Source organism: Streptomyces sp. NPDC055962 (assembly GCF_042270185.1).
Classification (GTDB): domain Bacteria; phylum Actinomycetota; class Actinomycetes; order Streptomycetales; family Streptomycetaceae; genus Streptomyces.
The window spans coordinates 59,838-84,409 of sequence record NZ_JBHJYN010000007.1; the positions used below are offsets into that span (position 1 = coordinate 59,838).

Here is a 24,572-nt window from a genome sequence, read left to right on the forward strand (position 1 = left end):
GACTACTAGGTCGAAGGTAAGTCGGCCGGACTCATTAGTCAAACTTGATCAGTGAGTATCCCCGGCGTCGGGGACCCCTGTCGCGTAGGGGTTCTCCTGTCCCTCGGAGAGCACCCCGACGAAGGGCTCCCCCTCACCCGCGAAGGTGTACGCCCCCGCCTCGATCCGCGCGATCAACCCCCGGGTCCACTCGGCCCCGGCATCCGCGGAGTGGACCCACATGTTCATGATCTCGCCGATGTGGCCGAGCACCTCGGGGCCCTCGGACGGGGTGTAGTGCTCCGTCACCGACGCCCTCCACCCCTCGATGGCGGCGACGCGCTCCCGCAGGAGCGCGACCGCTTCGGCCCGCTCCAGATCGACGATGAAACCGATCCCGGCCGAGAGCACGTCCACGCTCTGGTCGTACGAGGTCAGCGAGGACCGCAGCAGGGTGAAGAACTGCTCGGTACCCCGTTCGGTGATCTCGTACTCGGTGCGCGGCGGGCCGCCGGCCGTGGACGGGGCGATCTCGTGGGCGAGCAGCAGTCCCTGCTTCGCCATCTGCTTCAGCGCGTGGTAGATCGATCCGGGCTTGGCGTTGGACCACTCGTGGGCGCCCCAGTACTCCAGGTCGTTGCGCACCTGGTAGCCGTGTGCCCGGCCGTGCTGGCGGACGGCCCCCAGGACCAGGAGACGGATCGCCGACATCGCACCCACCCTCTGTCATCAACTCCGACCAGGGTAGCCCCGCCCTCGCGGCGCCCGGGTCGAGGGCCGCCCCGGGGTCCGGCGTCCGGCGGCCCCCGCGAACGGTCCGGGAGGCCGCCGGGACCGGTGCCGGAATCAGAAGGGGAAGACGGTCCGTCCGTGCTGCACCGAGATCCACTTCCGGGTGGTGAAGGCCTCCACCGCGGCCTCGCCGTTCAGCCGGCCCATGCCGGAGCTCTTCTCACCGCCGAAGGCGACCGCCGGATCGTCCTGCACGGTCGCACCGTTGACGTGGAACATCCCGCCCGCGATCCGCCGGGCGAACCGCACACCCCGCTCGGCGTCCGCCGTGTGGACGGCTCCGCTCAGCCCGTAGGGGCTGTCGTTGACGAGGCGCACCGCCTCGTCCTCGCCGTCGAACGGCAGCAGGAGCGCCACGGGACCGAAGATCTCCTGCTCCAGGAGCGGTGACCCCTCCGGCAGCCCGGCCAGCACGGTCGGTTCGACGAGGTTGCCGCGCGTGCGGCCCCGGACGAGGGCGGTGGCGCCGGCCTCGACCGCCCCGTCGACCAGCGCGGTGAGCGCCTCGGCCTGGAACGCGCTGATGACCGGCCCGATGCGGGTGTCCGGGTCCCGCGGGTCCCCCGACGGGAGGGCCGACACCGCGGCCGTGAACCGCTCGGTGAACTCCTTCTCCACGGACCGGTCCACCAGGATCCGGTTGGCGGCCATGCTGACCTGCCCCTGGAACAGGAAACGGCTGTAGACCGCGGCCCGGACCGCGTGGTCGAGGTCGGCGTCCTCCAGCACGACCAGGGCGCTGTTGCCGCTCAGTTCGAGGATGGTCCGCTTGAACAGCCCGGCGGCGACGGCGGCCACATGGCGGCCGACACGGTCCGAGCCGGTGAACGAGATCACCTTGGGCACGGGGTGCTCGATGAAGCTGTCACCGATCTCGGCACTGTCCGTGACCACGACGTTGAGGAGCCCCGCCGGCAGGCCCGCGTCCTCGAAGATCCGGGCCACCAGCCCCCCGCCCGCGACCGGCGCGTTCTGATGGGGTTTCACCACGACGGCGTTCCCGAGCGCGAGCGCGGGTGCGACGGTCTTCACCGTCACCAGGAAGGGGAAGTTGAAGGCGCTGATCACCCCGACGACCCCGACGGGCAACCGGTAGACCCGGTTCTCCTTGCCGTCGGCGACCGAGGGGAGCAGCCCCGCGACCGGACGGGTCGCCTGCCCGGCGGCCTCACGCAGGAACTCCTGCGCCGCACGCACCTCGTACGCGGCCCTCGGCCGGGTTCCGCCGAGTTCGTCGACGATCAGTTCGGCGATTTCCTCGCTGCGTTCCCCCACGAGCCGTGCGGCATTCTCCAGGACGTCCCGGCGCAGATAGGGACCGGCGGCCGCCCATTCCCGCTGCGCGCGTTCGGCCGCCCGGTAGGCCCGGTCGACTTCCGTCGCGGTGGCCACGGTGATGGAGCAGAGCTTTTCGCCGTTGAAGGGATTGAAATCAATGATGTCCCACTCACCGTTGCCGGTCAGCCACTCGCCGTCGATGTACTGGTGGGCCAGTTCACTGAGGAAGGACATGCAATCCCTTACTGCAGGCGCAGACTCCTGTCGGTCACTCATCGTACGTGCGAATCAGGTCAGTTGGAGTAGTCCGCGGAGAAGATCCCGGCTCTCCTCGGGCCCGGGACTGTCCTCGTGGAGCCGGGCCATGGCCTTTTCGTACTGGGCGACTTCTTCCGCCTTGTCCAGATAGAGCGCACTTGTCAGCTGCTCCAGATAGACGATGTCCGACAGATCGGATTCCGGGAACCGCAGCATGGTGAATGCCCCGCTTTCACCGGCGTGCCCGCCGAAACTGAAGGGCATCACCTGGAGCGTGATATTCGGCTGCTCCGACATGTCGATCAGGTGCCGCAATTGCGCACGCATCACTTCACGCCCGCCGTACGGACGGCGCAGCGCGGCCTCGTCGAGCACCGCATGGAAGCGCGGGGCGCGCTCGGAGACGAGCGCCTTCTGCCGCGCCAGCCTCAGTGCGACCCTCCGGTCGATCTCGGCCGGGGGTGCGCCGGGCATTCCGCGCGCCACGACCGCGTGGGCGTAGGCCTCGGTCTGCAACAGGCCGTGGACGAACTGGACTTCGTAGATCCGGATGAGCGACGCCGCGCCCTCCAGACCGATATACGTCTGGAACCAGCCGGGCAGCACATCGCCGTAACTGTGCCACCAGCCCGCCACATTGGCCTCACGGGCCAGACCGAGGAGGGAATCCCGCTCCGCCTCGTCCGTGACTCCGTACAGCGTGAGCAGGTCCTCGACGTCCCTGGCCTTGAAGCTCACCCGTCCCAACTCCATGCGGCTGATCTTCGATTCGGAGGCGCGGATGGAGTAGCCGGCCGCCTCACGGGTGATGCCTCGCGACTCGCGCAGGCGCCTGAGCTGTGAGCCCAGCAGGATGCGCCGCACCACGGAACCACTCGACTCGCCTGCCGACACCGGCTTACCGACCCTCCCCATCGCTTCCCGTACTCCGGGGCTCCCCCGAACCCCGGAGGCGGATTCTGCCACCAAAACGCTTCAGCCCGTACTCATTCGATTACAGAAATGGCAAGACTTTCCGAAAGCTCCAAAACTGTGAAGTGGAAGAAATGAGTCCGAACCGTCACGGGACGGGCAGAACGCGTCGCGTGCACGTGCATCTGCCCTTGCATCTGCCCTGCGCATTGGGAACCATGGGCCTCGCGCACCTGCGTGCTCGTTCGTGTTGTGCCGCTGTACCCCGCAGTGCCCGCTAGAAGCAGTGCCGCTACAGCCGCGAATCCCGGGAGTGCCTCGCATGGGGACGAATGGATCGACGATGCTCGAGCCGTTACGGCAGGGGCTTCCACCCATCGACCCCTCGGCGGTCGCGGGCTCGGCCACCTGCACGCTTCCGGCCCGCTTCGAAGCGGTGGGCGGCGCGCGGAGGTTCACCCGCACGACACTGTCCTCCTGGGACCTGTGCGACCACTTCGACGACGTCGCCCTGGTCGTGTCCGAGCTGGTCACCAACGCGCTGCGGCACGCCCTGCCCGCCGAGGTGGCGGGGGAACGGCACGACACCACCGTGCGGCTGCACCTGATGCGCTGGGCCTCGCGCCTGGTGTGCGCGGTGCGTGACCCCAGCGAGAAGGGACCGGTCGCGGGCGAGGCGCCCGATTCGGCCGAGTCCGGCCGGGGCCTGTTCCTGGTGGAGTCGTTCAGCGACTGCTGGGGCTGGCACCCCTCACCCGTACCGGCCGGGGATCCGTCACCAGACGGCGGGTTCGGCAAGGTGGTCTGGGCACTGTTCCGGCTGACCGACCACGCCGCGCCGGAGCCCGTCCCGGTCGACGCCTTCCCCGACAGTCTGTAGCGGGCACCTCCGCACCGGGGACGCCTCCCACGCGCGAAACGGGGGCGCCTCCCACGCGCGGAAAAGAGCCGCGGCAGGTCCCGCGGGCAGACGTGCGCCCCGGACCTGCGGACGGACGCGCGGTCAGGCGCCGGCGGCCAGGTGGTCGAACTCCCCGTCCTTGACTCCGAGCAACAGCGCCTCGATCTCGGCCGGTGTGTAGACGAGTGCCGGCCCGTCGGGGTGGCGCGAGTTCCGCATCGCCACATTCCCTCCGGGCAGTTTCGCGAACTCCACGCATGAGCCCTGGGAGTTGCTGTGTCTGCTCTTCTGCCAGACGACCCCGCGAAGCTCTGTGGCCGCCATGCCGTTGTACACGTGGTGCACAGGACGCTCCCCGAGTTGCAAGGTGCAAGTGTCAACTAGCTCGGATCATAGCTGTGTTCATATGCCAATGCATGAGCAGATGCACGTGCACGGGCGGTGCGCACGCGATTACAGTTTTCCCGCTGATCCACTCAGCCGCCTGTTCACCCTTCCCCCACCTCTATGAGGAAGAGACGAACGGAACGCCAATTTGGCTCCCGGTTCCGGGAGTTGTTCTCTTCCGCCCTGGTAGCTTGGCGCGGACTTTCGGCAGCGAATCCACAAGGGGGAACTCCACATGGGCAGACTTCCGCGCTCGGGTGCTCTTCTCGCGGCCGGCGCCGTCGCCGCCTTCGCGCTGTCCGCCTGCGGAAGTGACGGGCCCGCCGCAGCCCCGGACGCCGGGCGGGGCTCACCGTCCGCCGGCGGCCAGGACCCCGGACCGGAGGCCTCCGCGCCGAAGGACACGGCGACCGGGCACGCGGACGCCGCGGCACTGGAGGGCACCTGGGCGAGCACGGACGACGGCTCGCCGCTCGTCCTGTCGGTCACCTCCGGCAAGGTGGCACTCGTCGCCGACCAGCACGTGTGCCAGGGCGTGGTGAAGCACGCGGACGGCACCACGCTCGCCCTGAAATGCCTCGACGGGAACACCGAGCGGACCAGGGGGACCGTGGAGCCGGACGGCGGCGAGAAGCTTGTCGTCTCCTGGGACGGCGGCCCCGAGGACACCCTGACCAGGACCGATCCCGACGAGCTGCCCACGGGCCCGCCGGAGGCACCCGAGGCCTGACCCGGCCTCCTCAGGCCCGCCCGCTGCTGATCTCCAGCGCCCGCGAGAAGTCCTCCAGGGCCCGGAGCAGCAGCGTGGCCCCGTTGCGCACGAAGGAGTCGGGCGGCGGATCCTGGTCGGCGTCCCGGCGCGCCAACGCCTCTCTCACCGGCTCCCAGTCCGGGACACGGCGCTCCCGCACCGCCTTCGCACCCTCCTCCGTGGCCCGGCGCAGCGCGTCCGCCAGGCCGGCCGCCTCGGGCACGGGTGTGGCGGACGCGGCGGGCAGATGTGCCTCCATCAGCATCGCGACCCGGCCGAACTGGGCGAGCGCGTCCTGGGCGTCGGCGGCGGAGGTCCGGGCGATGCCCCGGTGGCGGACCGGCTCGTGCCGGGCCCTCTCCAGCGCCTCCTGCCAGGCGACGCGGGCCTCCCGGGTGGTGAGCAGGGCGGTGCGCACCTCCTCCAGGCTCCTGGACGCGGGGTCGGCGTACCGGTCGAGGACCGTGGCCGCGTACCGCCCGTCGGTGATCACCCAGCCCGCGAGCCGGTCGCGCAGCCGCGGGGTCTCCCAGGCCGGGTAGACGGCGTACGCAACCATCGCGAGGAGTCCGCCGACGAGGGTGAGGACGACCCGTTCGGGGACGGTCTGCGACCAGTCGTCGCCCGCCATGCCGAGCAGGAAGACGACGTAGGCGGAGACACAGACCTGGCTGACCGCGTAGCCCGTCCTCATCAGCAGGTACATCAGACCGGCGCACACCACGGCGAGCAGGGCGGAGAACCCGGCGTTCGGGTGGGCGGCCTGCACGATCCCGGTGGCGACGCCGACGCCGAGCACCGTGCCGAGGAAGCGGGCCACGGACCGTGAATACGTCTGGGTGAACTCGGGGCGCATCACCATCACGGCGGTCATCGGCGCCCAGTAGCCGTGCCCGAGCGGCAGCACCGACCCCAGGAGATAGCCCGACACCGCCACGGCCGAGACCCGCTCGGCGTGCCTGAGGATCATCGATCCGCGCCGCATCTCCCGGCGCATGGAGTGGTAGATGACCGGGACCAGCTTCACCAGGGTGGGCCGGCGGCGGTGCGGGACCAGCGGCTCGCCCGGCGTCCTGTCGTCCGTACCGGTGCCCTCGGCGATCTCGATGACGTCGGCGAGCAGGGAGACGAGCCGGTCGGCGGCCCGGCGGGGCGGACCGGCGAGGATGACCTCGGTGTCGGGGGACTTCAGCACCGACAGCGCCGTCTCGTCCAGCCGCACGGGGTCGCCGTGACGCACCGCGCGGGCCGCGGAGTCGAGCAGGGAGCCGGCCGCGCCGAGGATCTCCCGCGCCCAGTAGCGTTCCGGGCCCTCGGCCGGGACTCCCAGGGCGGGGTCCGCGAGCGAGGCGAGGACCGGCCGCAGCCGTTCCGCGACCCCCCGCGCGCCGTGCAGGTCGGTGGGGCGCCGCCGGGCCTGGCGAGGGGTCACGGCGGCGGCGTTGCGCGCGGCCATCAGCGGTACGGGGTCGAAGGGTGCGACCGGGTCGTGACGCAGCCGGCGGGCGTAGTCGGCCTCGCCGGCGAGGGCGTCGGCGAGCGCGTCACGCTGGGCGCCCCACCGGCGCACCGGGAAGAGCACGATCAGCCCCGCCTGGACACACCCGCCCACCGCCATCATCGCGGCGTGCGCGGCCGCGTCGGCCACGGAGGTGGGCAGGGTGATCGTGACCAGCATGATCGCGACGTTGGAGCCGGCGATGATGCCGCCCGTCGGTCCGGCCGCCCAGGCCATCCCGGCGGCGAACGTCCAGAGGAACAGCAGGGCCAGGAACAGCAGGGTGTGGGTCACGGTGACGTAGCCGACGAACGTCGACACGGCCAGACTGGCACCGGAGACCAGGGCGAGCACCGGCCGGGGGCGCCAACTGCGCTGGAACGTGGCGATGGCCGCCTGGAAGGCCCCGAAGGCGGAGCCGGCGGCGATCGACGGCCCGAAGAGCGCCAGGCTCACCCCGACCACGAGGGCGAGGCCCGCCGCGCCGCGCACCGCGATGAGCGGTTCGAGACGCCTGCGCTCGATCGTCAGTCCCGAGCGGGCGGTCTCCCTCAGCGCCCGGAGCCAGCTCATGGCCCCGAGCCTAACCGGATTCTCCGGCAACTCCGACTTATGCCACCTTTAGTGACCTAGCGGCGAATTTCCTGCTCCCCGCCGCCCATCCGGGCCCGGTCGGCCGCGGCCGTGCCGTGCGTCCAGCCCTCGGCGTCCGTCGCCCCGCGCAGCCGCGTGGTGGTCGTCCGGGGGAACATCCGCTCCGCGGTGTCGGTGACGGCGACGTCCCGGGCCGCCAGGACCGGCAGCAGGGCTCCGGGGCCGCCGCCGGAGCCGCCGGACCCGGCGTCCTCGGAGCCCGCCGCAGCGGTGACCCGGGCGGTGTCCGCAGCCAGGCGGCTGCCGAGACGCTGGGCGTACGCCATCAGGAAGGACTGCCGGAAGGTCTTGGTCCGCTTACGCCCGCCGGCCCGCTGCCCGGCCTCCGCCTTCGTCATCGCCGCGTCGCCCTGCACCAGCAGGGAGGTGAAGAGCAGCTCCACGGCCTCCAGGTCCGGCTCGAAGCCGACGACCGTGGTGAAGCCGAGATCGCTGTTCCACACGGCCCGGCAGCGGTTCGCCGACGCGACGGAGTCGAGCAGGACCGCCTTCGCGCTCTCGTACGGCGCGTCGACCCCGATCCGCAGGGCACCCGGCGTATCGGCGCTGTGCGTACGGGCGGCGAGGAGCGCCTCGTCGAGGCTGTGCCGGGCCATCAGCTCCTGCGCCTTGGTGGTGAGCGCCTCGGCCTCCTCCGGGAAGCCGGTCGCCTCCGCCTTGGCGAGCAGCGCCCTGATCCTTGTCAGCATGCGGGGCTCGCCGTGCGCGGGCGGCCCGGCCGGGGCGCCGGTCGCGGACGTGCCGGGCTGCGGCCCGGCCGGCTCGATGGCCGGCAGCCGGAGCAGCAGCCGGTACAGCTCCAGGAGCGCGGAGGCGTAGGTGAAGCGGTCGGGGCGGTTGCGCGGTGCCGGGGCGGGCATCGCGGCGAGCTGGTCCGCCCAGCGCGGGGGGAGCTGCCCGTATCCCGCCGTCTCCGCCGTGACCAGGGCGGAGACGAGTGCGGCGCCGGTCTCGTCGAGCTCGCGCCGCACGGTCCGTACGACGTCGGCGGGCTGCCAGCCGCGCGCCCAGGCCCGCCGGACGAACTCCTCGCCCCGGCGGTGCAGCTCGTCGTCGGCGGCGGGGTCCGCGGCGAGCAGGGAGGCGCCGGTGTCCAGGCCCGCGTCGCCGTCCGAGTACAGGGCCGCGGCACAGGCCCGGTCGATCACCGATTCCATGCGGCAAGGGTAGGCGGCGGCCCGGCGGCTCCGGGGACGGGACGGGTCGGCGGCGGGAAAGGGAACGGGACCGGCGAACGGCCGGCTCAGGGATCTTCAGGAACGGGACCGGGGACGGCCCGCAGTGGTTCCCGGGAACGGGACCGGCGAACGGCCCGCTCGATGATCCCCAGGAACGGGACCGGGGACGGCCCGCTCAATGGCCCCCGGGGAGCAGGACGAGTTTGCCGCGCACGTGCCCGGCCTCGCTCAGCTCCTGCGCCCGTCCCGCCTCACCGAGCGCGAAGGTCCGCTCGACCGGGATCCGCAGGCCGCCGACCGCGGCCGCCTGTGCGAACCCGCCGAGCCGTCTGCTCTCGTCGGGGTCGTACCCGCCACCCGACGAGAAGGCCACGCCGAAGCGGGCCGCGTCCAGGTCGGCGATGGTGGAGATCCGGTCGGACGTCCCGCCGCGCAGCTCCACCGAATCCGCCAGCGCACCTCTGCCGGCGACGTCGAACACCGCGTCCACGCCCTGGGGCGCGGCCTCCCGCACCCGGGCCACCAGCCCGTCCCCGTACGCCACGGGGACCGCGCCGAGCACTCTCAGGTAGTCGTGGTTGGCCGGAGAGGCGGTCCCGACGACGGTGGCGCCCCGGGCCACGGCCAGCTGGACCGCGGCGGAGCCGACCGCGCCGGACGCCCCGTGCAGCAGGAGCGTCTCGCCCTCGGCCACCCCCAGCTCGTCCAGCACCCGGGTGGCGGTCGCCGTGGCGACCGGCAGTGCGGCCGCCTCCGCCCAGCCCAGGACCTCCGGCTTCCGGGCGACGGCACCCACGTCGGCCAGCACGTACTCCGCGTAGGCCCCCGTGGTGCTCCGGCCCAGGACCTCGTCGCCGACCGCGAACTCCGTGACGCCCTCCCCCGTCTCGTCGACGACCCCGGCGAACTCGCTGCCGGGTGTGGCGGGCAGCGGGGTGGGGAACGCGGCCTCCATCCAGCCGTTGCGGATCTTGTAGTCGCTCGGGTTGACCCCCGCGGCCCTGACCGCCACCCGGATCTCCCCGGGGCCGGCATGGACGTCGTCGACCCGGGCCCGGCGCAGCACCTCGGGCCCGCCGAACTCCTCGTACACGATCGCTTCCACCAGCGTCTCCTCCGCGTCCTCGCCGCACGCCGCACGCGCCGTACTCCGATCCTCGCGGCTGTCGGGCACGCCCGCCCGGCGAGCCGGGCCCGCTGTCGGTGCCGGGTGCAAGACTCGGCTCATGACCGAACGCTGGGCTCTGGCCACCGCGGAGGGGGGCGGCGCGCTCCTCGTGCCCCTGACGCGCGACGGCCTGCCCGCCGGCCCCGTCCTGGCCGAGCCCGACGTCGTCGAGTCCGTCCGCTCCCGCCCCGAGGTGCACCGCTGGGTCTGGCGATCGACCGCCGGGATCTACCCCCGGCTGCTCGCGGCCGGCGTGCGGGTCGAGCGGTGCTACGACATCGAGTGCGCCGAACTGCTGCTGCTCGGCCACGCGGGGCGGCTCGGGGAGCCCCGCTCCGCGGCGGCGGCGTGGGCCCGGCTGCGCAACACCCCGGTCCCGCCCGATCCGCCGGCCCGCTCGGCCGAGCCCGGCTCCCAGTCCTCCCTCTTCGAGCCGCCCTCGGGCGCCGGCCTGCCCTTCGAGGCGCTCCTGGAGGTCTACGCGGACCAGCTGCGCCGCCACGAGGGCGCGGCGCACCCCGGCAGGATGCTGCTGCTCACGGCGGCGGAGTCCGCGGGCATGCTGGTCGCCGCCGAGATGAACGCGGCCGGGCTCCCCTGGCGGGCCGACGTGCACCGCGAGGTGCTGAACGGCCTGCTCGGCGAGCGGTACGCCGGTGGCGGCGAGCCCCGGAGGCTGGCCGAGGCCGCCGACGAGGTCTCGGCGGCGTTCGGCAGACGGGTCCGCCCCGACCTGCCGGCCGATGTCGTGAAGGCGTTCGCGCAGGCCGGGATCAAGGTGCGGTCGACCCGGCGCTGGGAGCTGGAGGAGATCGATCACCCTGCGGTGGAGCCGCTGATCCGCTACAAGAAGCTGTACCGCGTCTGGACGGCGCACGGCTGGAGCTGGCTCCAGGACTGGGTGCGCGAGGGCCGCTTCCGCCCCGAGTACCAGCCGGGCGGCACGGTCAGCGGGCGCTGGACGACCAACGGGGGCGGAGCCCTGCAGATCCCCAAGGTGATCCGCCAGGCGGTCGTCGCCGACGACGGCTGGCGCCTCGTCGTCGCCGACGCCGACCAGATGGAGCCGCGCGTGCTCGCCGCGATCTCGCGCGACCGGGGGCTCATGGAGGTGGCCGGTCACGAGGGCGACCTCTACAAGGCGCTGTCCGACCGGGCGTTCCACGGTGACCGCGACGACGCCAAGATCGCACTGCTGGGCGCGGTCTACGGCCAGACCTCGGGCGACGGCCTGAAGAACCTGGCGGCCCTCCGGCGCCGCTTCCCCCAGGCCGTGGCCTACGTCGACGACGCGGCGAAGGCCGGCGAGGAGGGCAGGCTCGTCCGCACCTGGCTGGGCCGCACGAGCCCGCCCGCCGCCGGAGCGGGAGAAGCCGAGGAGGCGGGCATCCCGCAGGAGAGCGAGGAGCCGCCGGCCGGGGAGAGCGAGGGAGCCTACGGCTTCACCCCGGGCTACGCCTCGTCGAACGCCCGCGCGCGAGGCCGCTTCACCCGGAACTTCGTGGTCCAGGGGAGCGCCGCGGACTGGGCCCTGCTGCTCCTGGCGGCGCTGCGGCAGACGCTCGCCGACCGGGGGATGCAGGCCGAGCTGGTGTTCTTCCAGCACGACGAAGTGATCGTGCACTGCCCCGCCGAGGAGGCACCCGCCGTGGTGGCGGCTATCCGTGAGGCCGGGGAACGGGCCGGACGCGTCGCGTTCGGGGAGACACCGGTGCGCTTCCCGTTCAGCACGGCCGTCGTCGAACGCTACTCGGACGCCAAGTAGTCCCCGGGGCGGGGCGGGAGCGGGGCGCTCGGACCGGTGAGCGCCCCGGGCGGGGCGGGCGTCAGATCCGCTGCCAGAGTGCGGGGACGTTCGGCGGCTGCCAGCCCGCCTGCGCCTGATGTCCCTGAAGACAGCGGTAGCGCGCGCCGCCGTACGTGACCACCGCGCCGGCGGTGTACGTCGTGCCCGCCGCCCAGGTGCCGCCCGGCTCGGTCGGCGGGTCGGTGGGATCAGTGGGCGGATCGGTCGGCGTACCGCTGGTGACGAGGGTCAGTCCGTAGGCGGCCAGCGCCGGGTTGACGGGCTGGTAGTACGTCGTGCCGCCCTGGGAGCAGTTCCCGGAGCCGCCGGAGGTGACGCCCTGTGCCTGGCTCCCGGAGATGAACGAGCCCCCGGAGTCGCCCGGTTCGGCGCAGACGCTGGTGCGGGTCACGCCGGTGATGGTGCCCTCCGGGTAGGTGACGCTGCTGCCGTGCTGCTGGATCGTCCCGCAGTGCCAGCCCGTCGTGGAGCCCGAGCGGCAGACCGAGGAACCCACCACGGCCTGGGTCGATCCGGTGACGGTCACATCGCCGTTGCCGTAGCCGTTCACCAGGGCGCGGGGGGTCCAGTTCGTGTTGGTCGCGACCCAGGCGTAGTCACGGCCGGGGAAGGTGGAGCCCTGGAAGGACCCCTGGGCCCGCTGGTCGAACCCGCTGGTGGTGACGCCGGGCGTGCCGCAGTGCCCGGCGGTGACGAAGCCGTTCTGGGTGCCGCGCCTGACCGGGAACCCGATGGAACAGCGGCCCGAGCCGTTCATGTAGTACGCGTCGCCGCCGCGCAGGTCCGCGTAGGCGCGGGGCTGTTCGGCCGAGCGGTCGATCCGTACGAGGTCACGCGGGACACCCGCGGCGGAGAGGAAGGCGTCCGCCGCCCCCGCGCGGGCGGTGTTCACGACCAGGCGGTTGGCACCGATGTCCACGTACCAGGAGGGCACGTCCTCCGGCGCGTTCTCCAGCGCCACCGCGTCCAGCGCGTCCTGGGCCGCTTCGAGACGGTCCAGGCCGTGGCCGACGACCTCGGCGCGGGCTCCCGCGGCGGTGATCCGGGCGACGTCGGCCCGGTCGGTGGTGGAGACGGTGAGGACGGCCGTGCCGCCGCTCAGCCGGGCTCCGGCGAAGTCCGCGCCGAGCGACTCCTCCAGCGCCGCCGACACGGCCGCCGCCCGGGACTCGTCCCTTATTCGGGCCCTGGCCTCGCCGGCGTCGAGGCCGAGGTCGCGCCCCATGGCGTCGATCAGTCCGGGCGAGAGCCGGTCGGCGGCGGGCGTGGTGTCGCCCGCCTGGCGGGCCGAGGCGACGCCGGTCAGACCGGCGAGGGCGAGCGCGCCCACCGCCACGACGGCGGTTCCTGCGGCGTACGCGCGTCTGCGGAGCGCAGTTGTCTCCACGTCACTCTCCTTGCGTTCGGGGGGTGTCGAGCCCCGGGGGAGCGGAGCTCGGGGGTGGGGGAACAGTCGAGAACGTAGCCGCGCGCTCCCCCGTCGCAGGAGCTCCCGTACGCCCCCTAACGCCGCGTTATGGGGTCCTCCGGCGACGGGTCCGGGGAAGCCCGCACCGGGCCGGGGAGACGCCCTCGGCGCGCCCCGAGCCGTACCCGGGCAGCACACCGTGCCGCTATAGGCTCCGGCCATGGCGACGCACGAGCACGAGATCACCGAGCCCGTCGACCTCTGCCTGCCCGACGGGGGCCTGAATCCGGCGGCGGTCGGCTGGTCCAGGACCCCGCTGCACCGGGCCAATCTGCGGGGATGGGGCCGGACGAAGCGGTGGGAGTACTGGTGCGTGACCACGCCCACCCATCTGGTGGCCCTGACCGTGAGCGACCTCGACTTCCTGGCCCTGAACACGGTCTACGTCCTGGAATTCGGCCCCGGCGGGCGCGAGTTCGAGTGCTCCTCGATCGTCCCCGCCGGCCGGGGCGTCCGTCTCCCGGACACCATCGCCGGGGCGCCGGGATCGGAGGACGTGGTCGTCGGCCCGGCACGGCCGACCGGCGGCAAGGTGCGCGTCGAGATCCGTGACGAGAACGCCGGGACGCGGCTGCGGGCCCGCTGCCTGACCCCGGAGCGGCTGCCGCTGGAGGTCGGCCTCCTCGTGGCCCGGCCGGAAGGACACGAATCGCTCTCGGTGGTCGTGCCCTGGAACGAACAGCGCTTCCAGTACACCTCGAAGCACACCGCCCTCCCCGCCTCCGGCCGGGTGCGCATCGGCAGCGAGATCCTGACGTTCGGCGGCGAAGGCAACGAGACGTGGGCCGTCCTGGACCACGGCCGGGGCCGCTGGCCGCGCACCGTCGACTGGAACTGGGCTGCCGCGTCGGGCCGTACGGACGGGCACACCGTCGGCCTGCAGTTCGGCGGCCGCTGGACGGAGGGCACCGGCTCCACCGAGAACGGCCTCTGCGTGGACGGCCGGCTCACCAAGATCGGTGAGGAGCTCGACTGGCAGTGGTCCGTCTCCGACCCGCTGGCTCCGTGGACCCTCCGTACGCCCTCGTCCGGCCAGGTCGATCTGACGTTCACCCCGTTCCACAACCGGGCCGTGCACACCGATGTCGGGCTGATCGCCAACCGCACCGACCAGCGCTTCGGCCACTACAACGGCCGGATCCGCACGGACGACGGCGACGAGATCGCCGTGGAGCAGCTCCTGGGCTGGGCCGAGGACGTCCACATGCGCTGGTGACTCCCCGGGCCGGGCGGTCACGGGTAGGTTTCCCCCCATGCATACAGGCCCACTCCTGGGCTCGGGACGCACCGCCGACGTGTACGCACTCGACGACTCCTGGGTCCTGCGCCGCTACCGCGACGGCATCGACACCACCGGCGAGCTGGCGGTGATGTCGTACCTGTCGGCCTCGGGCTTCCCGGTCCCGCGCATAGGGCCACCGGCCGAGGCCGCGCTCCCCACGGACCTCGTGGTGCAACGGCTGACCGGGCCGACCCTGGCGGAGGCGCTGCTGGCGGGCACGGTGACCGGGGACGACGGCGCGGAGCTGCTCGCCCGGCTCCTGCGGGAGCTGCACGCCATCCCCCCGCGGCTCTCCCAGGACCCCGAGGACCGGATCCTGCACCTGGACCTGCACCCGGAGAACGTGATCATGTCTCCGGCGGGCGCCATGGTGATCGACTGGACGACGACCTCCGAGGGGCCGCCGGCGCTGGACCGGGCCATGACCGCGCTGATCCTGGCCCAGGTGTCCCTCGCCCCCTCGTTCCCCGCGGGCGGTCAGCTGCGGGGCCTGCTGGCGACACTGCTCTTCCGGTTCGCCGACGACGGCGGTGTCCCCGCCGCGGCGCTCGCCCGCGCCGCCGCCCTGCGCGGCGCGGACCCGGGGCTCACCGCGCACGAGGCGGCGGGACTGGACGAGGCGGCAGGACTGGTCACCTCGCTCACGGTCCGGCCGCCGGCCTGAGGCGGGGCGGGGATCACTTCCGCAGATAGGCCAGCACGGCCAGGACCCGGCGGTTCGTCGCGTCGGTGAGGGAGAGGTCGAGCTTGGTGAGGATCGAGCCGAAGTGCTTGCTGACCGTTCCCTCGCTCACCGTCAGCGCCTCGGCGACGGAGGCGTTCGACCGGCCCTCCGCCATCAGCGCCAGCACCTCCCGCTCCCGGGCCGTCAGCCGCGCCAGCGGATCGCGGCGGTGCCTGAGAAGCTGCCGCACCACTTCCGGGTCGACGACCGTGCCGCCGTCGGCGACCCGCTGGAGCGCGTCGACGAACTCCTCCACCTTCCCCACGCGTTCCTTGAGGAGGTAGCCCACGCCCGTCCCGTCGCAGGAGTCGAGCAACTCCTCGGCGTACGCGCGCTGGACGTACTGGCTGAGGACCAGCACGGGCAGCCCGGGCCGGGTCTCCCGCAGGTCCACGGCGGCTCGGAGCCCCTCGTCGGAGAAGCCGGGCGGCATCCGCACGTCCGTCACGACGATGTCCGGACCGTGTTCGGCGACGGCGGCGGTGAGTTCACCGGCCGTGCCGACGCCGGCGACCACGCGGTGGCCGAACCTCTCCAGCAGGCCGACGAGACCCTCCCTCAGGAGCACGCTGTCCTCGGCCAGCACGATGCGCAGCATGCAACCCTCATTCGACCAGGTGGGCGGGGACCCGGGGAACATCCAGCCGGAGCACGGTCGGCCCCCCGGCCGGGCTGGACAGTAGCAGCCGTCCGTCCAGCACGGAGAGCCGGTCGGCGACCCCCTGGAGCCCGGTGCCCCCGGCCGTCGCCGCACCCCCGGCACCGTCGTCCCGCACCTCGACCGTCAGCCGCTCCCCGTCGTCCCGCCCCGTCACCCACGCCCGGCTCGCCCCGCTGTGCCGGGCCACGTTGGCCAGCGCCTCGCAGAGCGCGAAGTACACGGCGGTCTCCACCGGTTGTGGCAGCCGCTCCGGCAGGTCGAGATCCACCTCGACGGGTACGGCCGAGCGGTCGGCGACGTCCTCGACCGCGGCGGCCAGACCGCGGTCGGTCAGGACCTGCGGGTGGATGCCACGGATGAGCTCCCTGATCTCCACCAGCGCCTCCCCCGCCTCCTCGTGGGCCTTGGCCAGCAGTCCGCCCAGCGGCTCGGCGGGGTTCTCCAGCCTGGCCAGCCCCAGCGTCATCGACAGGGCGACCAGCCGCTGCTGCGCCCCGTCGTGCAGATCGCGCTCGATGCGGCGGCGCTCCGCCTCGAAGGCGTCCACCAGCCGCATCCGGGAGCGCCCCAACTCCTCGATGCGGGAGTCGAGTCCGTCGGAACCGCCCGACAGCATCACCCGCGTCAGGGCCCCGCGCGCCACCGCCGCCCACCCGAGCGGATACGCGAGGACCGGCAGCAGCACCAGCCCGAGCAGCGCCAGTCCGAAGGCCTGCGGGTACGAGTCCGCCAGGTACAGCTTGAGCACCCGCACCTCCTCCCCGCCGGTGACGACCGCCATGACGACCGGCGTCGCCGACAGGGCCCCGCAGACGGCCAGTACACCCCCGACGGCCAGGGCCTCCAGGGGCCAGAGCACCCCGGCGACGAGCAGCGCGTACCCCAGCTCCCGCCAGGTGGCCTGTTCCCGCAGCCGGGTCCGCAGCCACGCCCCCGGACCGGCGCGCTTCGGGGCCCGGTGCGGATCGCCGAGCGGCACGGGGTCGACCAGCCGCAGCCTGCGCCGCTCCACGGCGGCCACCGGTATCCCGATGAGGGCGAGCACCAGCAGGAGCGGCAGGCCGACGAGCACGGGGGCGAGGGCGCCGCCCGCCGCCGCCAGCAGCAGCACCGAGAGGAGGAGGACCATCCCGGCCGGGACGCCGCTCAGCAGGTACAGGGCCGCGCGCCACGGCCAGACACCGAAGAGGTAGCGGCGCCGCACGAGGGCCTGCCGGAGGGTGAGTGGACTCATGCGCCGCACCGTAGACAGCGCGGGCCGTCCGCCACCACCCGGCGAGCGGGGGGACGGAGGTGGAGCTGGCTCCACCCCGAGGACTCCTCCTCGCTGCGATGTGGGCCCCGCTCAACGGCGGTTGGGTGGAACCATGAATCAGCAACCCGCAGCCGTCCGGCTCGACGCCGTCACGCGGTCCTTCGGCAAGGCCACCGACGCGGTCACCGCGCTGGACGAAGTCAGCCTCTCCATCCCCCGCGGCTCCTTCACCGCGATCATGGGACCGTCCGGTTCGGGGAAGTCGACCCTCCTCCAGTGCACGGCCGGCCTCGACCGGCCCACGTCCGGCCGGGTGTTCCTCGGGGACACGGAGATGACCGGGCTGAGCGAGCGGAAGCTGACCCTGCTGCGCCGCGAGCGGATCGGATTCGTCTTCCAGGCGTTCAATCTGCTGCCCGCCCTCACCGCCGAGCAGAACGTGGCGCTCCCCCTCCGCCTCGCGGGCCGCGGACCCCGGCGCGCGGAGGTGCGCGAGGTGCTGGAGCGGGTCGGCCTCGGCTCCCGGGCCCGGCACCGGCCCACCGAGCTCTCCGGCGGTCAGCAGCAACGCGTCGCGCTGGCCCGGGCCTTGGTCACCCGGCCCGAGGTGCTCTTCGGTGACGAGCCGACCGGCGCGCTCGATTCCCGTACGGGCCGGGAGGTCCTGGCCCTGCTGCGGTCGATGGCCGACGCCGGACAGACCGTGATCATGGTGACGCACGATCCGGTGGCCGCTTCGTACGCGGACCGTGTGGTGTTCCTGGCCGACGGATCGGTACGGGACGAGCTGCGCGAGCCGGCCGCCGACCAGGTCGCCGCGCGCATGACCGCCCTGGCGGTGGTCCCGTGCTGATCCCGGCCCTGTGCTCCCTGCGCACCCGATGGGTGACCTTCATCGGCTCCTTCGTCGCCCTCGCCCTGGGCGTCGGGCTCATCGCGATGACCGGCCTGGCCCTGGCCGCGACCTTCGACGCCCCGGAACGCGCCCCGGAGCGCTTCGCCGGCGCGCCGGTCGTGGTGGCGCCGTCGGACACCCTCCGGGTCGCCACGCCCGTCGGGGAGCGTACGGCCCGGCTCGCCGGTCCCCGCCCCGTCCCGGACGAACTGGCCGACGCCCTCTCCGCCCTGGGGCGTACGGCCGAGGACCGCACCTTCGCCGTCGCCTTGGCCGGCACGGCGGCCGTGGGACATCCGTGGTCCGTCGCCGGCGAAGCCCCGTACCGCCTCACCTCGGGCCGTGCCCCGGCCGCGACCGGCGAGGTCGTCGTGACGGAGAACGCGTCGGCGGGCCTGCGGGCCGGAGCCCGGGTCCGGATCACCACCCCGGGCGCCGCCGGGGGAACGGGCACCCGGACGGTCGTCGGCACCGTGACGGGCACGGCGCCGGAGACGGCGGTGTTCTTCGACGACGCCGAGGCCGCCCGCATCCACCCGGCCGTCGACGCGGTGGCCGTGCACGCCGGCGCGGACGCCGTACGGCGGCTGACCGGGCGGTTCCCCGGCATGGACGTGCTCACCGGCGACGCCCGGCACCGGGCCGATCCCGACCCCGACCGGGACAGCGAGGCGTTGACGGCCGTCAACGCGCTGCTCGGCACGGCGGCCGGCATCACGGGGTTCGTCTCGGTCTTCGTCGTCGCCTCGACGTTCTCCTTCGCGGTGGCCCAGCGCCGACGGGAGTTCGGACTGCTCCGCACGGCGGGCGCCACGCCGGGCCAGGTGCGGCGCACCGTCGTCGTCGAGGCCCTCGTGATCGGCGCGCTCGCGTCGGCCGCCGGGTGCCTGCTGGGCCGGGCCGCGGCGCCCCTGCTGACCCGCCGGCTGGTCGACGAGGGGCTCGCCCCGGTGTGGTTCGCCGTCGGCGACGCGACCTGGCCCCTGCACACCGCCTTCTGGGCGGGGCAGGCCGTGGCCCTCGCCGGGGTCGTCGTCTCCTCCCGCCGGGCGGGCCGGATCCGGCCCGCCGAGGCGCTCCGCGACGCCGCCGTCGACACCGGGGGGATGCCGCTGAGCCGCCTGCTGACGGGCGCCGCCGTCCTGCTGGCGGGACTGGGGCTGCTGGGCTGGTCGTTGGTGACCGACCCCGGGGACGTACTGAAGCGCAAGACGTACATCCTCCAGCCCCTGTGGATCATCGTCGGTGTCGCGCTGCTCGCACCGCTCCTGGTGCCGCCGCTGACGCGGCTGCTCACCTGGCTGCCCGCCCGGCTGCCCGGAGCTACGGGGCTCCTGGCCCGCCGGAACGCTTCGACGAGCACCCGCCGCACCGCCGCGGTCGCCGCTCCGGTCCTGATCACCGTCGCGCTGGCGGGCTCGCTGCTCGGCACCGTGGCCACGATCAACGAGGGCAAGGCCGCCGAGGTGGCGGCGGCCGTCCAGGGAGTGGACTACGTGGCCGGCGGGGACGGCCCGCTGGACCCCCGCTTCGTGCAGCGCGTACGGAGCCTTCCCGGAGCGGTGACCAGTGCCTCCCGTGCCACCGGGGTCACCGTCCTCGAAGAGGGCACCGCGCTCGTCTCCTCGGAGGCGCGGGCGGCCGATCCGGCGGCGCTGGCGGCGACCGTCCGCCTGCCCCTCGTCGCCGGCCGGGTCAGCGACCTGGACGACGGCTCCGTCATCGTCAACGAGGAGTGGGAGACGCGGACGGTGGGCCGGCGCGTGAGCGTCTGGCTGGGCGACGGCCGCAAGGTGTCGCTCCGCGTCGCCGCCGTGATGCGGACCGGCACCGGGAGCAACGGGGTCTACCTGACCCCCGCGAACGCGGCCGGCGCCGAGGTCGACCGCGTCGACGTCACGCTTCTCGCCGGAGCGGACCCCACGGCCGTACGCGCCCTGCTGGAGCAGGCCGGCCGCGACACGGGCACTCCGGTCATGACGAGGCAGGCATGGCTCGAAGCGCACCGCCCCGGAGCCGGCGGCGCCACCCGGGCGGGGCTGCTGCTCATCCTCGGCATCGCCCTGCTGTACACGGGGATCGCCCTGGCGAACACCCTGGTCATGGCGACCTCGGACCGGGTCCGCGACCTGGCCCTGCTCCGGCTCACCGGTGCCACGAAGGCTCAGGTGCTCCGGCTGGTGGCGGTCGAGGCCCTGCTGGTGGTCGCGGTGGGGGCGGCCCTGGGAGGCGCGGTGACCGGGCTGAACCTGCTGGGCGTGAAGGGCGCCCTGGAGCTCCTCTCGGTGAACTCCCCGGTGTCCGTGCCCTGGGCGGGCGTCGGCGCGGTACTGGCCGCGTGCGCCGCGGCGGCCGTGGTCTGCGCCGTGCTCCCCGCACTCGCGGCCCTGCGGACGAGGCCCGTCGAGCTCGCGGGCACCCGCGAGTGAGGCGACACACCACGGACCTGGCCCGCCTCCCCCGCCGGTACCCGGCCCCATGGCCGTCCCCGGCCGGTAGGGACGGCCCGTCCTCGGGCAGTCACGGGCCCGGTCCGTGCCCCGGCCGGCTACCGGCGGCAGGCCCGGCCCACGTGACCCGGCCGGTACCGGCCACCGGCTACGAGCTACCGGCTCCGGGCTACCGGCTACGGGCCCGTCTCGACCGGGAGTTCCGAGGGCAGGCCCCATTCGCTCCACGACCCGTCGTACACGGACACCTCGCGATACCCCGCGAGTTCGGCCCCCAGCGCCAGGACGCACGCCGTGACGCCGGACCCGCAGCTGACGACCAGCCGCTCCCTGCCCCCCGCCGACGCCTCGAACACGGCGCGGAGTTGCTCGGCCGGAAGCATCCGACCGTCGCGCTGGACGGTACCGAAGGGAAGGTTCACCGCCCCCGGCATATGGCCGCCTCGCAGCCCCGGCCGGGGCTCGGCCGCCGTACCGGCGAACCGCTCACGGGAGCGCGCGTCGAGAACGGCCGCGCCCGGGTCGGCCAGGGCCCGCACGACCGCATCGCTGCCGACGAGGGCTCCGGGGCGCGGGCGGGCGGTGAAGTCACCGGTCCGCTCGGCTCCTCCCGGCTCACGCTCCTCCACCGGGTACCCGGCCGCCTCCCAGGCGGGCAGTCCACCGTCGAGCACCGCGACACGGTCGAAACCCATCGCGCGGAGCATCCACCAGGCGCGGGCGCTGGAGTAGATCCCCGCGGTGTCGTAGACGACGACGGTGTCCGTGCCGTCCACGCCCAGGGCCCGCATCCGCTGCTCGAACTCCGCCGCGCCCACCATCGTGTGCGGCAGCGGTGCGGCGTGGTCGGACAGCGCACCGTCGATGTCGAAGCGCCGGGCTCCCGGGATGCGCCGGCCGGCCGCGCGGTGCGCGCCCACCGAGGCGTCGAGGACGACGGTCCCCGGCCTCGTGAGCCACGCGGCGAGCCGGTCCGCGCCCACAAGCGCCCCCGGCAGGTCCCCCGCCCCCGTGCCGGCGGCGTGGCTCCTGTACTCGGTGGTCATGGCAGGCATCCCCCGTGTCGACGTGTTCCGCGCGCGTGCCCCGGCCGGTGCCCCGCCTCACATCCCGCCCGGCGTCCTCGCACGGAGCCGGAGGAAGCGCTGCCACACTGTCGGCCACAAGCAAAAGCCCCAGGTCACGGCGAGTGAGTCCTGGGGCTTCTACAGGGCCGCCTTCGGGATTCGAACCCGAGACCTACGCATTACGAGTGCGTTGCTCTGGCCAACTGAGCTAAGGCGGCACGCGCTGTCACACCATGGTGCGGTCAGCAGCGACGCCAAGTCTACACAGTTTCCAGGGGTGCTCCGTACCGCCCGCCGTCGCAGCCGTATCCGCAGGTCAGCTGCACTTCTTGCCGTCCTTGGGCGGTGTGCCGTCCAGCAGGTAGGTGTTGATCGCCGTGTCGATGCAGTCGCTGCCCCGGCCGTAGGCCGTGTGCCCGTCGCCTTCGTAGGTGAGCAGCGAGCCGGACGAGAGCTGGTCCGCGAGGGACTCGGCCCACTTGTACGGGGTGGCGGGGTCCCGCGTGGTCCCGACCACGACGATCGGAGCGGCGCCCTCCGCCTCCGTGCGGTGCGGGGTGCCGGTGGCCTCGACGGGCCAGGAGTCGCAGTTCAGGGCCGCCCAGGCGAATCCCCTGCCGAAGACGGGGGATGCCTCCTCGAACTCCGGGAGTGCCTTCTCCACCGCCGCGGGGCCGGAGAAGGAGGGGGGCAGGTCGAGGCAGTTCACGGCCGCGTTGGCGAACATCAGATTGGCGTACTTACCGCTGGGCTCTCGCTCGTAGTAGCTGTCGGCCAGGGACAGCAGGCCCGAGCCGTCACCACGCCGGGCACCGGCGACGGCTTCGCGGAGCTGCGGCCAGGCGGCCTCGTCGTACATCGCCGCGATCACACCCGTGGTCGCCAGGGACTCGGTCAGCTGCCGGGTCTCGCCGGTCGGCACGGGCTCGGAGTCCAGATCGCCGAAGAGCTTCTTCAGGGCGGTCGCCGCAGCGGAGGTGGACGTGGTGCCCAGCGGGCAGTCCGTCTGCTTCACGCAGTCCGCGGCGAAGGACTGGAACGCCGTCTCGAAGCCGGCGGTCTGATCACGGTTGATGTCGATCGCAGGGAGCGAGGGGTCCATCGCCCCGTCCAGGACGAGCCGGCCCACCCGGGCGGGGAAGAGGTCCGCGTAGGTCGCGCCGAGGAACGTGCCGTACGACGCTCCGACGTAGTGCAGCTTCTCGTCGCCGAGCAGGGAGCGCAGGATGTCCATGTCGCGCGCCGTCTCGATCGTGGAGACGTGCGGGAGGATCTTGCCGGAGCGCTTCTCGCAGCCCTGCGCGAACTTCTCGAAGGACGCGTTCAGCGCTTCGGTCTCGGCACTGTCGTCGGGGGTCTGGTCCACCTGCGTGTAGGTGTCCATCTCCTTGCCGGTGAGGCACTCGACGGGTTCGCTGCGGGCCACCCCGCGCGGGTCGACGGCCACCATGTCGTACCGGGCGCGGACGGGGGCGGGGTAGCCGATGGCCGCGTACCCCTGGAGGTAGTCGACGGCCGAACCGCCGGGCCCGCCGGGATTCACCAGGAGCGAGCCGATGCGCTTGCCCGGCCCCGTGGCCTTCTTGCGGGAGACGGCCAGCCGGACGTCGCCTCCGTCAGGCTTCCCGTAGTCCAGCGGCGCCTTCATCGTGGTGCACTGGAAGCCCTCCACGCCGCAGTCCCGCCAGCGCAGCTTCTGCGCGTAGTACGGCTCCAGTTCCTCGGCGACGGCCGATCCCGTCGCCGACGCACTGGGCGCCGAACCTCCGCTGCTGCAGCCGGAGACGAGGAGGCCGGCAGTGCCGAGCGCGGTGGCGAAGATACGGAGCAGGCGCCTGGTGTCCATCCCCGGAGCGTAGCCGCCACCTGACGACTCGACCGATTCCCTGCTCATACGGGTGAATTCGCACGGTCCGGCGACGTGCAGGGCTGTTCCCGGCAGGGCGGACGGGGCGTCAGCCCGCCCGGAGCGCCACCGCCATCGCCTCCACGGCGAGCAGCGGCGCGACGTTCCGGTCGAGCGCGCTGCGGCAGGCGATCACGGCCTCGATCCGGCGCAGGGTGCGCTCGGGGGTGGACTCCTCGGCGACCCGGTCGAGGGCGTCCCGTACGTCGGTGTTGGCGAGGGCGATCCGGGAGCCGAGCTGGAGCGCCAGCACGTCACGGTAGAAGCCGGTGAGCTCGCTCAGCGCGAGATCGAGGCTGTCGCGCTGCGTACGCGTCCTGCGGCGCTTCTGCCGGTCCTCCAGCTCCTTCATCGCGCCGGCGGTCCCGCGCGGCATCCGGCCCCCGGCCACGCCGCCGAGCGCCGCCTTCAGGTCGTCCGTCTCCTTGACGTCGATCTCCTCGGCGACCTGCTTGGCGTCGTCCGTCGCCGTGTCGATCAGCTCCTGGGCCGCCTTGAGACAGCCGCCCACGTCGTGGACGCGCAGCGGGAGCTTGAGCACGGCGGCACGGCGGGCACGCGCCCGCTCGTCCGTGGCGAGACGACGCGCCCTGCCGATGTGCCCCTGCGTGGCACGGGCGGCGGACGCGGCCCGCTCCGGGTCGATGCCGTCGCGCCTGACCAGGACGTCGGCCACCGCCTCCACGGGCGGTGTGCGCAGCGTGAGATGGCGGCAGCGGGAGCGGATCGTGGGCAGCACGTCCTCGAGGGACGGCGCGCAGAGCAGCCACACCGTGCGGGGCGCGGGCTCCTCCACGGCCTTCAGCAGGACGTTCCCCGCGCCCTCGGTGAGCCGGTCGGCGTCCTCCATGACGATGACCTGCCAGCGGCCCACGGCCGGGGACAGCTGGGCCCGCCGGACGAGCTCACGGGTCTCCTTCACGCCGATCGAGAGCAGATCCGTGCGGATCACGTCGACGTCCGCGTGGGTGCCGATCAGGGCCGTGTGGCAGCCGTCGCAGAATCCGCAGCCGGGCGCCCCGCCCAGGGCGCGGTCGGGGCTGGTGCACTGGAGCGCCGCGGCGAAGGCACGGGCGGCGGTGGACCGGCCCGATCCGGGCGGGCCCGTGAACAGCCAGGCATGGGTCATCTTCGAGCCGGGCGGCACCGGCTCGCCCTCGGACTGGGCGGTGACCAGCACGTCGGCGTCCCGGGCGGCGGCGCCGAGCTGCTCCTGCACCCGGTCCTGTCCGACCAGGTCGTCCCATACGGTCATGGTCACCGCCCTTCCGTGGCGTGCTGCGCGGAACGCCGGGACTCCC

At 73.5% G+C, this 24,572-nt stretch carries 20 protein-coding genes and 1 tRNA gene; 7 read left to right on the top strand and 14 right to left on the bottom strand.

Annotated features, from left to right (window positions below; translation table 11 throughout):
• Nucleotides 1-48: 48 nt before the first annotated feature.
• The 3 genes from ACFC51_RS20960 to ACFC51_RS20970 form a co-directional block, all read right to left on the bottom strand.
• Nucleotides 49-690: a PadR family transcriptional regulator gene (locus ACFC51_RS20960; RefSeq protein WP_376368659.1), complete on the bottom strand. Its 642-nt coding sequence runs from the start codon at nucleotides 688-690 to the stop codon at nucleotides 49-51.
• A gap of 135 nt (nucleotides 691-825) precedes the next feature.
• A complete protein-coding gene (locus ACFC51_RS20965; protein WP_376368660.1) occupies nucleotides 826-2,283 on the bottom strand; it encodes an aldehyde dehydrogenase family protein in 1,458 nt (485 codons plus the stop codon).
• Between the two features lie 54 nt (nucleotides 2,284-2,337).
• Nucleotides 2,338-3,222 carry a helix-turn-helix domain-containing protein gene (locus ACFC51_RS20970; protein WP_376368661.1) on the bottom strand — a complete coding sequence of 295 codons (885 nt, stop codon included), beginning with the start codon at nucleotides 3,220-3,222 and terminating at the stop codon, nucleotides 2,338-2,340.
• A gap of 340 nt (nucleotides 3,223-3,562) precedes the next feature.
• Between ACFC51_RS20970 and ACFC51_RS20975 the strand changes: the two genes are divergently transcribed.
• The gene (locus ACFC51_RS20975; protein WP_376368662.1) at nucleotides 3,563-4,099 is read left to right on the top strand and encodes an ATP-binding protein; all 537 of its coding nucleotides are present in this window, start codon (nucleotides 3,563-3,565) and stop codon (nucleotides 4,097-4,099) included.
• A gap of 123 nt (nucleotides 4,100-4,222) precedes the next feature.
• Here ACFC51_RS20975 and ACFC51_RS20980 read toward each other — a convergent pair whose 3' ends face one another.
• Complete coding sequence (locus ACFC51_RS20980; protein WP_099173559.1) at nucleotides 4,223-4,465, bottom strand: DUF397 domain-containing protein; 243 nt, start codon at nucleotides 4,463-4,465, stop codon at nucleotides 4,223-4,225.
• Between the two features lie 277 nt (nucleotides 4,466-4,742).
• On the opposite strand from ACFC51_RS20980, the gene ACFC51_RS20985 reads away from it, so the two are divergent.
• Nucleotides 4,743-5,237 (top strand): hypothetical protein, encoded by a 495-nt coding sequence (locus ACFC51_RS20985; RefSeq protein WP_376530144.1) that lies wholly within the window; start codon nucleotides 4,743-4,745, stop codon nucleotides 5,235-5,237.
• A 10-nt stretch (nucleotides 5,238-5,247) separates the two neighbouring features.
• On the opposite strand, the gene ACFC51_RS20990 is transcribed toward ACFC51_RS20985, so the two are convergent.
• From ACFC51_RS20990 to ACFC51_RS21000, 3 genes are all read right to left on the bottom strand, one after another.
• Complete coding sequence (locus tag ACFC51_RS20990; protein ID WP_376368664.1) at nucleotides 5,248-7,329, bottom strand: FUSC family protein; 2,082 nt, start codon at nucleotides 7,327-7,329, stop codon at nucleotides 5,248-5,250.
• 56 nt (nucleotides 7,330-7,385) lie between these two features.
• Nucleotides 7,386-8,567 (bottom strand): DUF2786 domain-containing protein, encoded by a 1,182-nt coding sequence (locus ACFC51_RS20995; protein ID WP_376530147.1) that lies wholly within the window; start codon nucleotides 8,565-8,567, stop codon nucleotides 7,386-7,388.
• A 196-nt stretch (nucleotides 8,568-8,763) separates the two neighbouring features.
• A complete protein-coding gene (locus ACFC51_RS21000) occupies nucleotides 8,764-9,693 on the bottom strand; it encodes an NADP-dependent oxidoreductase (protein WP_376530149.1) in 930 nt (309 codons plus the stop codon).
• Between the two features lie 121 nt (nucleotides 9,694-9,814).
• Here ACFC51_RS21000 and ACFC51_RS21005 point away from each other — a divergent pair, with 121 nt between their 5' ends.
• Nucleotides 9,815-11,521 carry a bifunctional 3'-5' exonuclease/DNA polymerase gene (locus ACFC51_RS21005; RefSeq protein ID WP_376530152.1) on the top strand — a complete coding sequence of 569 codons (1,707 nt, stop codon included), beginning with the start codon at nucleotides 9,815-9,817 and terminating at the stop codon, nucleotides 11,519-11,521.
• Nucleotides 11,522-11,582: 61 nt separating this feature from the next.
• On the opposite strand, the gene ACFC51_RS21010 is transcribed toward ACFC51_RS21005, so the two are convergent.
• Nucleotides 11,583-12,950: a carbohydrate-binding protein gene (locus tag ACFC51_RS21010; RefSeq protein WP_376530154.1), complete on the bottom strand. Its 1,368-nt coding sequence runs from the start codon at nucleotides 12,948-12,950 to the stop codon at nucleotides 11,583-11,585.
• A 241-nt stretch (nucleotides 12,951-13,191) separates the two neighbouring features.
• Between ACFC51_RS21010 and ACFC51_RS21015 the strand changes: the two genes are divergently transcribed.
• The gene (locus ACFC51_RS21015; protein ID WP_376368669.1) at nucleotides 13,192-14,247 is read left to right on the top strand and encodes a DUF2804 domain-containing protein; all 1,056 of its coding nucleotides are present in this window, start codon (nucleotides 13,192-13,194) and stop codon (nucleotides 14,245-14,247) included.
• A 37-nt stretch (nucleotides 14,248-14,284) separates the two neighbouring features.
• Nucleotides 14,285-14,977, top strand: coding sequence for a phosphotransferase (locus tag ACFC51_RS21020; RefSeq protein WP_376530157.1), 693 nt, complete (start codon nucleotides 14,285-14,287; stop codon nucleotides 14,975-14,977).
• 13 nt (nucleotides 14,978-14,990) lie between these two features.
• On the opposite strand, the gene ACFC51_RS21025 is transcribed toward ACFC51_RS21020, so the two are convergent.
• Together ACFC51_RS21025 and ACFC51_RS21030 are read right to left on the bottom strand one after the other, a co-directional pair.
• Entirely contained in the window at nucleotides 14,991-15,635 is a 645-nt protein-coding gene (locus ACFC51_RS21025) for a LuxR C-terminal-related transcriptional regulator (protein ID WP_376368671.1), read from the bottom strand.
• 7 nt (nucleotides 15,636-15,642) lie between these two features.
• Nucleotides 15,643-16,932: a sensor histidine kinase gene (locus ACFC51_RS21030; RefSeq protein ID WP_376368672.1), complete on the bottom strand. Its 1,290-nt coding sequence runs from the start codon at nucleotides 16,930-16,932 to the stop codon at nucleotides 15,643-15,645.
• A 133-nt stretch (nucleotides 16,933-17,065) separates the two neighbouring features.
• Between ACFC51_RS21030 and ACFC51_RS21035 the strand changes: the two genes are divergently transcribed.
• Complete coding sequence (locus tag ACFC51_RS21035; RefSeq protein ID WP_376530159.1) at nucleotides 17,066-17,806, top strand: ABC transporter ATP-binding protein; 741 nt, start codon at nucleotides 17,066-17,068, stop codon at nucleotides 17,804-17,806.
• On the top strand, nucleotides 17,800-20,277 hold the full coding sequence (locus ACFC51_RS21040; RefSeq protein WP_376530161.1) for an ABC transporter permease: 2,478 nt from the start codon (nucleotides 17,800-17,802) through the stop codon (nucleotides 20,275-20,277). Before ACFC51_RS21035 ends, ACFC51_RS21040 begins: the two co-directional genes overlap by 7 nt.
• 197 nt (nucleotides 20,278-20,474) lie before the next feature.
• On the opposite strand, the gene ACFC51_RS21045 is transcribed toward ACFC51_RS21040, so the two are convergent.
• From ACFC51_RS21045 to ACFC51_RS21060, 4 genes are all read right to left on the bottom strand, one after another.
• Nucleotides 20,475-21,344, bottom strand: a complete 870-nt coding sequence (locus ACFC51_RS21045) for a sulfurtransferase (RefSeq protein ID WP_376530164.1) — start codon at nucleotides 21,342-21,344, stop codon at nucleotides 20,475-20,477.
• Between the two features lie 165 nt (nucleotides 21,345-21,509).
• Nucleotides 21,510-21,583: transfer RNA gene (locus tag ACFC51_RS21050), tRNA-Thr, on the bottom strand.
• 98 nt (nucleotides 21,584-21,681) lie between these two features.
• Entirely contained in the window at nucleotides 21,682-23,211 is a 1,530-nt protein-coding gene (locus ACFC51_RS21055; protein WP_376530167.1) for an alpha/beta hydrolase, read from the bottom strand.
• Nucleotides 23,212-23,320: 109 nt separating this feature from the next.
• Complete coding sequence (locus tag ACFC51_RS21060; RefSeq protein ID WP_376368677.1) at nucleotides 23,321-24,526, bottom strand: DNA polymerase III subunit delta'; 1,206 nt, start codon at nucleotides 24,524-24,526, stop codon at nucleotides 23,321-23,323.
• Nucleotides 24,527-24,572: the final 46 nt, after the last annotated feature.

Coding starts and splice junctions, on each gene's coding strand:
- ACFC51_RS20960 (WP_376368659.1), bottom strand. CDS start 690: ATGTCGGCGATCCGTCTCCTGGTCCTGGGGGCCGTCCGCCAGCACGGC.
- ACFC51_RS20965 (WP_376368660.1), bottom strand. CDS start 2,283: ATGTCCTTCCTCAGTGAACTGGCCCACCAGTACATCGACGGCGAGTGG.
- ACFC51_RS20970 (WP_376368661.1), bottom strand. CDS start 3,222: ATGGGGAGGGTCGGTAAGCCGGTGTCGGCAGGCGAGTCGAGTGGTTCC.
- ACFC51_RS20975 (WP_376368662.1), top strand. CDS start 3,563: ATGCTCGAGCCGTTACGGCAGGGGCTTCCACCCATCGACCCCTCGGCG.
- ACFC51_RS20985 (WP_376530144.1), top strand. CDS start 4,743: ATGGGCAGACTTCCGCGCTCGGGTGCTCTTCTCGCGGCCGGCGCCGTC.
- ACFC51_RS20990 (WP_376368664.1), bottom strand. CDS start 7,329: ATGAGCTGGCTCCGGGCGCTGAGGGAGACCGCCCGCTCGGGACTGACG.
- ACFC51_RS20995 (WP_376530147.1), bottom strand. CDS start 8,567: ATGGAATCGGTGATCGACCGGGCCTGTGCCGCGGCCCTGTACTCGGAC.
- ACFC51_RS21005 (WP_376530152.1), top strand. CDS start 9,815: ATGACCGAACGCTGGGCTCTGGCCACCGCGGAGGGGGGCGGCGCGCTC.
- ACFC51_RS21015 (WP_376368669.1), top strand. CDS start 13,192: ATGGCGACGCACGAGCACGAGATCACCGAGCCCGTCGACCTCTGCCTG.
- ACFC51_RS21020 (WP_376530157.1), top strand. CDS start 14,285: ATGCATACAGGCCCACTCCTGGGCTCGGGACGCACCGCCGACGTGTAC.
- ACFC51_RS21025 (WP_376368671.1), bottom strand. CDS start 15,635: ATGCTGCGCATCGTGCTGGCCGAGGACAGCGTGCTCCTGAGGGAGGGT.
- ACFC51_RS21030 (WP_376368672.1), bottom strand. CDS start 16,932: ATGAGTCCACTCACCCTCCGGCAGGCCCTCGTGCGGCGCCGCTACCTC.
- ACFC51_RS21035 (WP_376530159.1), top strand. CDS start 17,066: ATGAATCAGCAACCCGCAGCCGTCCGGCTCGACGCCGTCACGCGGTCC.
- ACFC51_RS21045 (WP_376530164.1), bottom strand. CDS start 21,344: ATGACCACCGAGTACAGGAGCCACGCCGCCGGCACGGGGGCGGGGGAC.
- ACFC51_RS21055 (WP_376530167.1), bottom strand. CDS start 23,211: ATGGACACCAGGCGCCTGCTCCGTATCTTCGCCACCGCGCTCGGCACT.
- ACFC51_RS21060 (WP_376368677.1), bottom strand. CDS start 24,526: ATGACCGTATGGGACGACCTGGTCGGACAGGACCGGGTGCAGGAGCAG.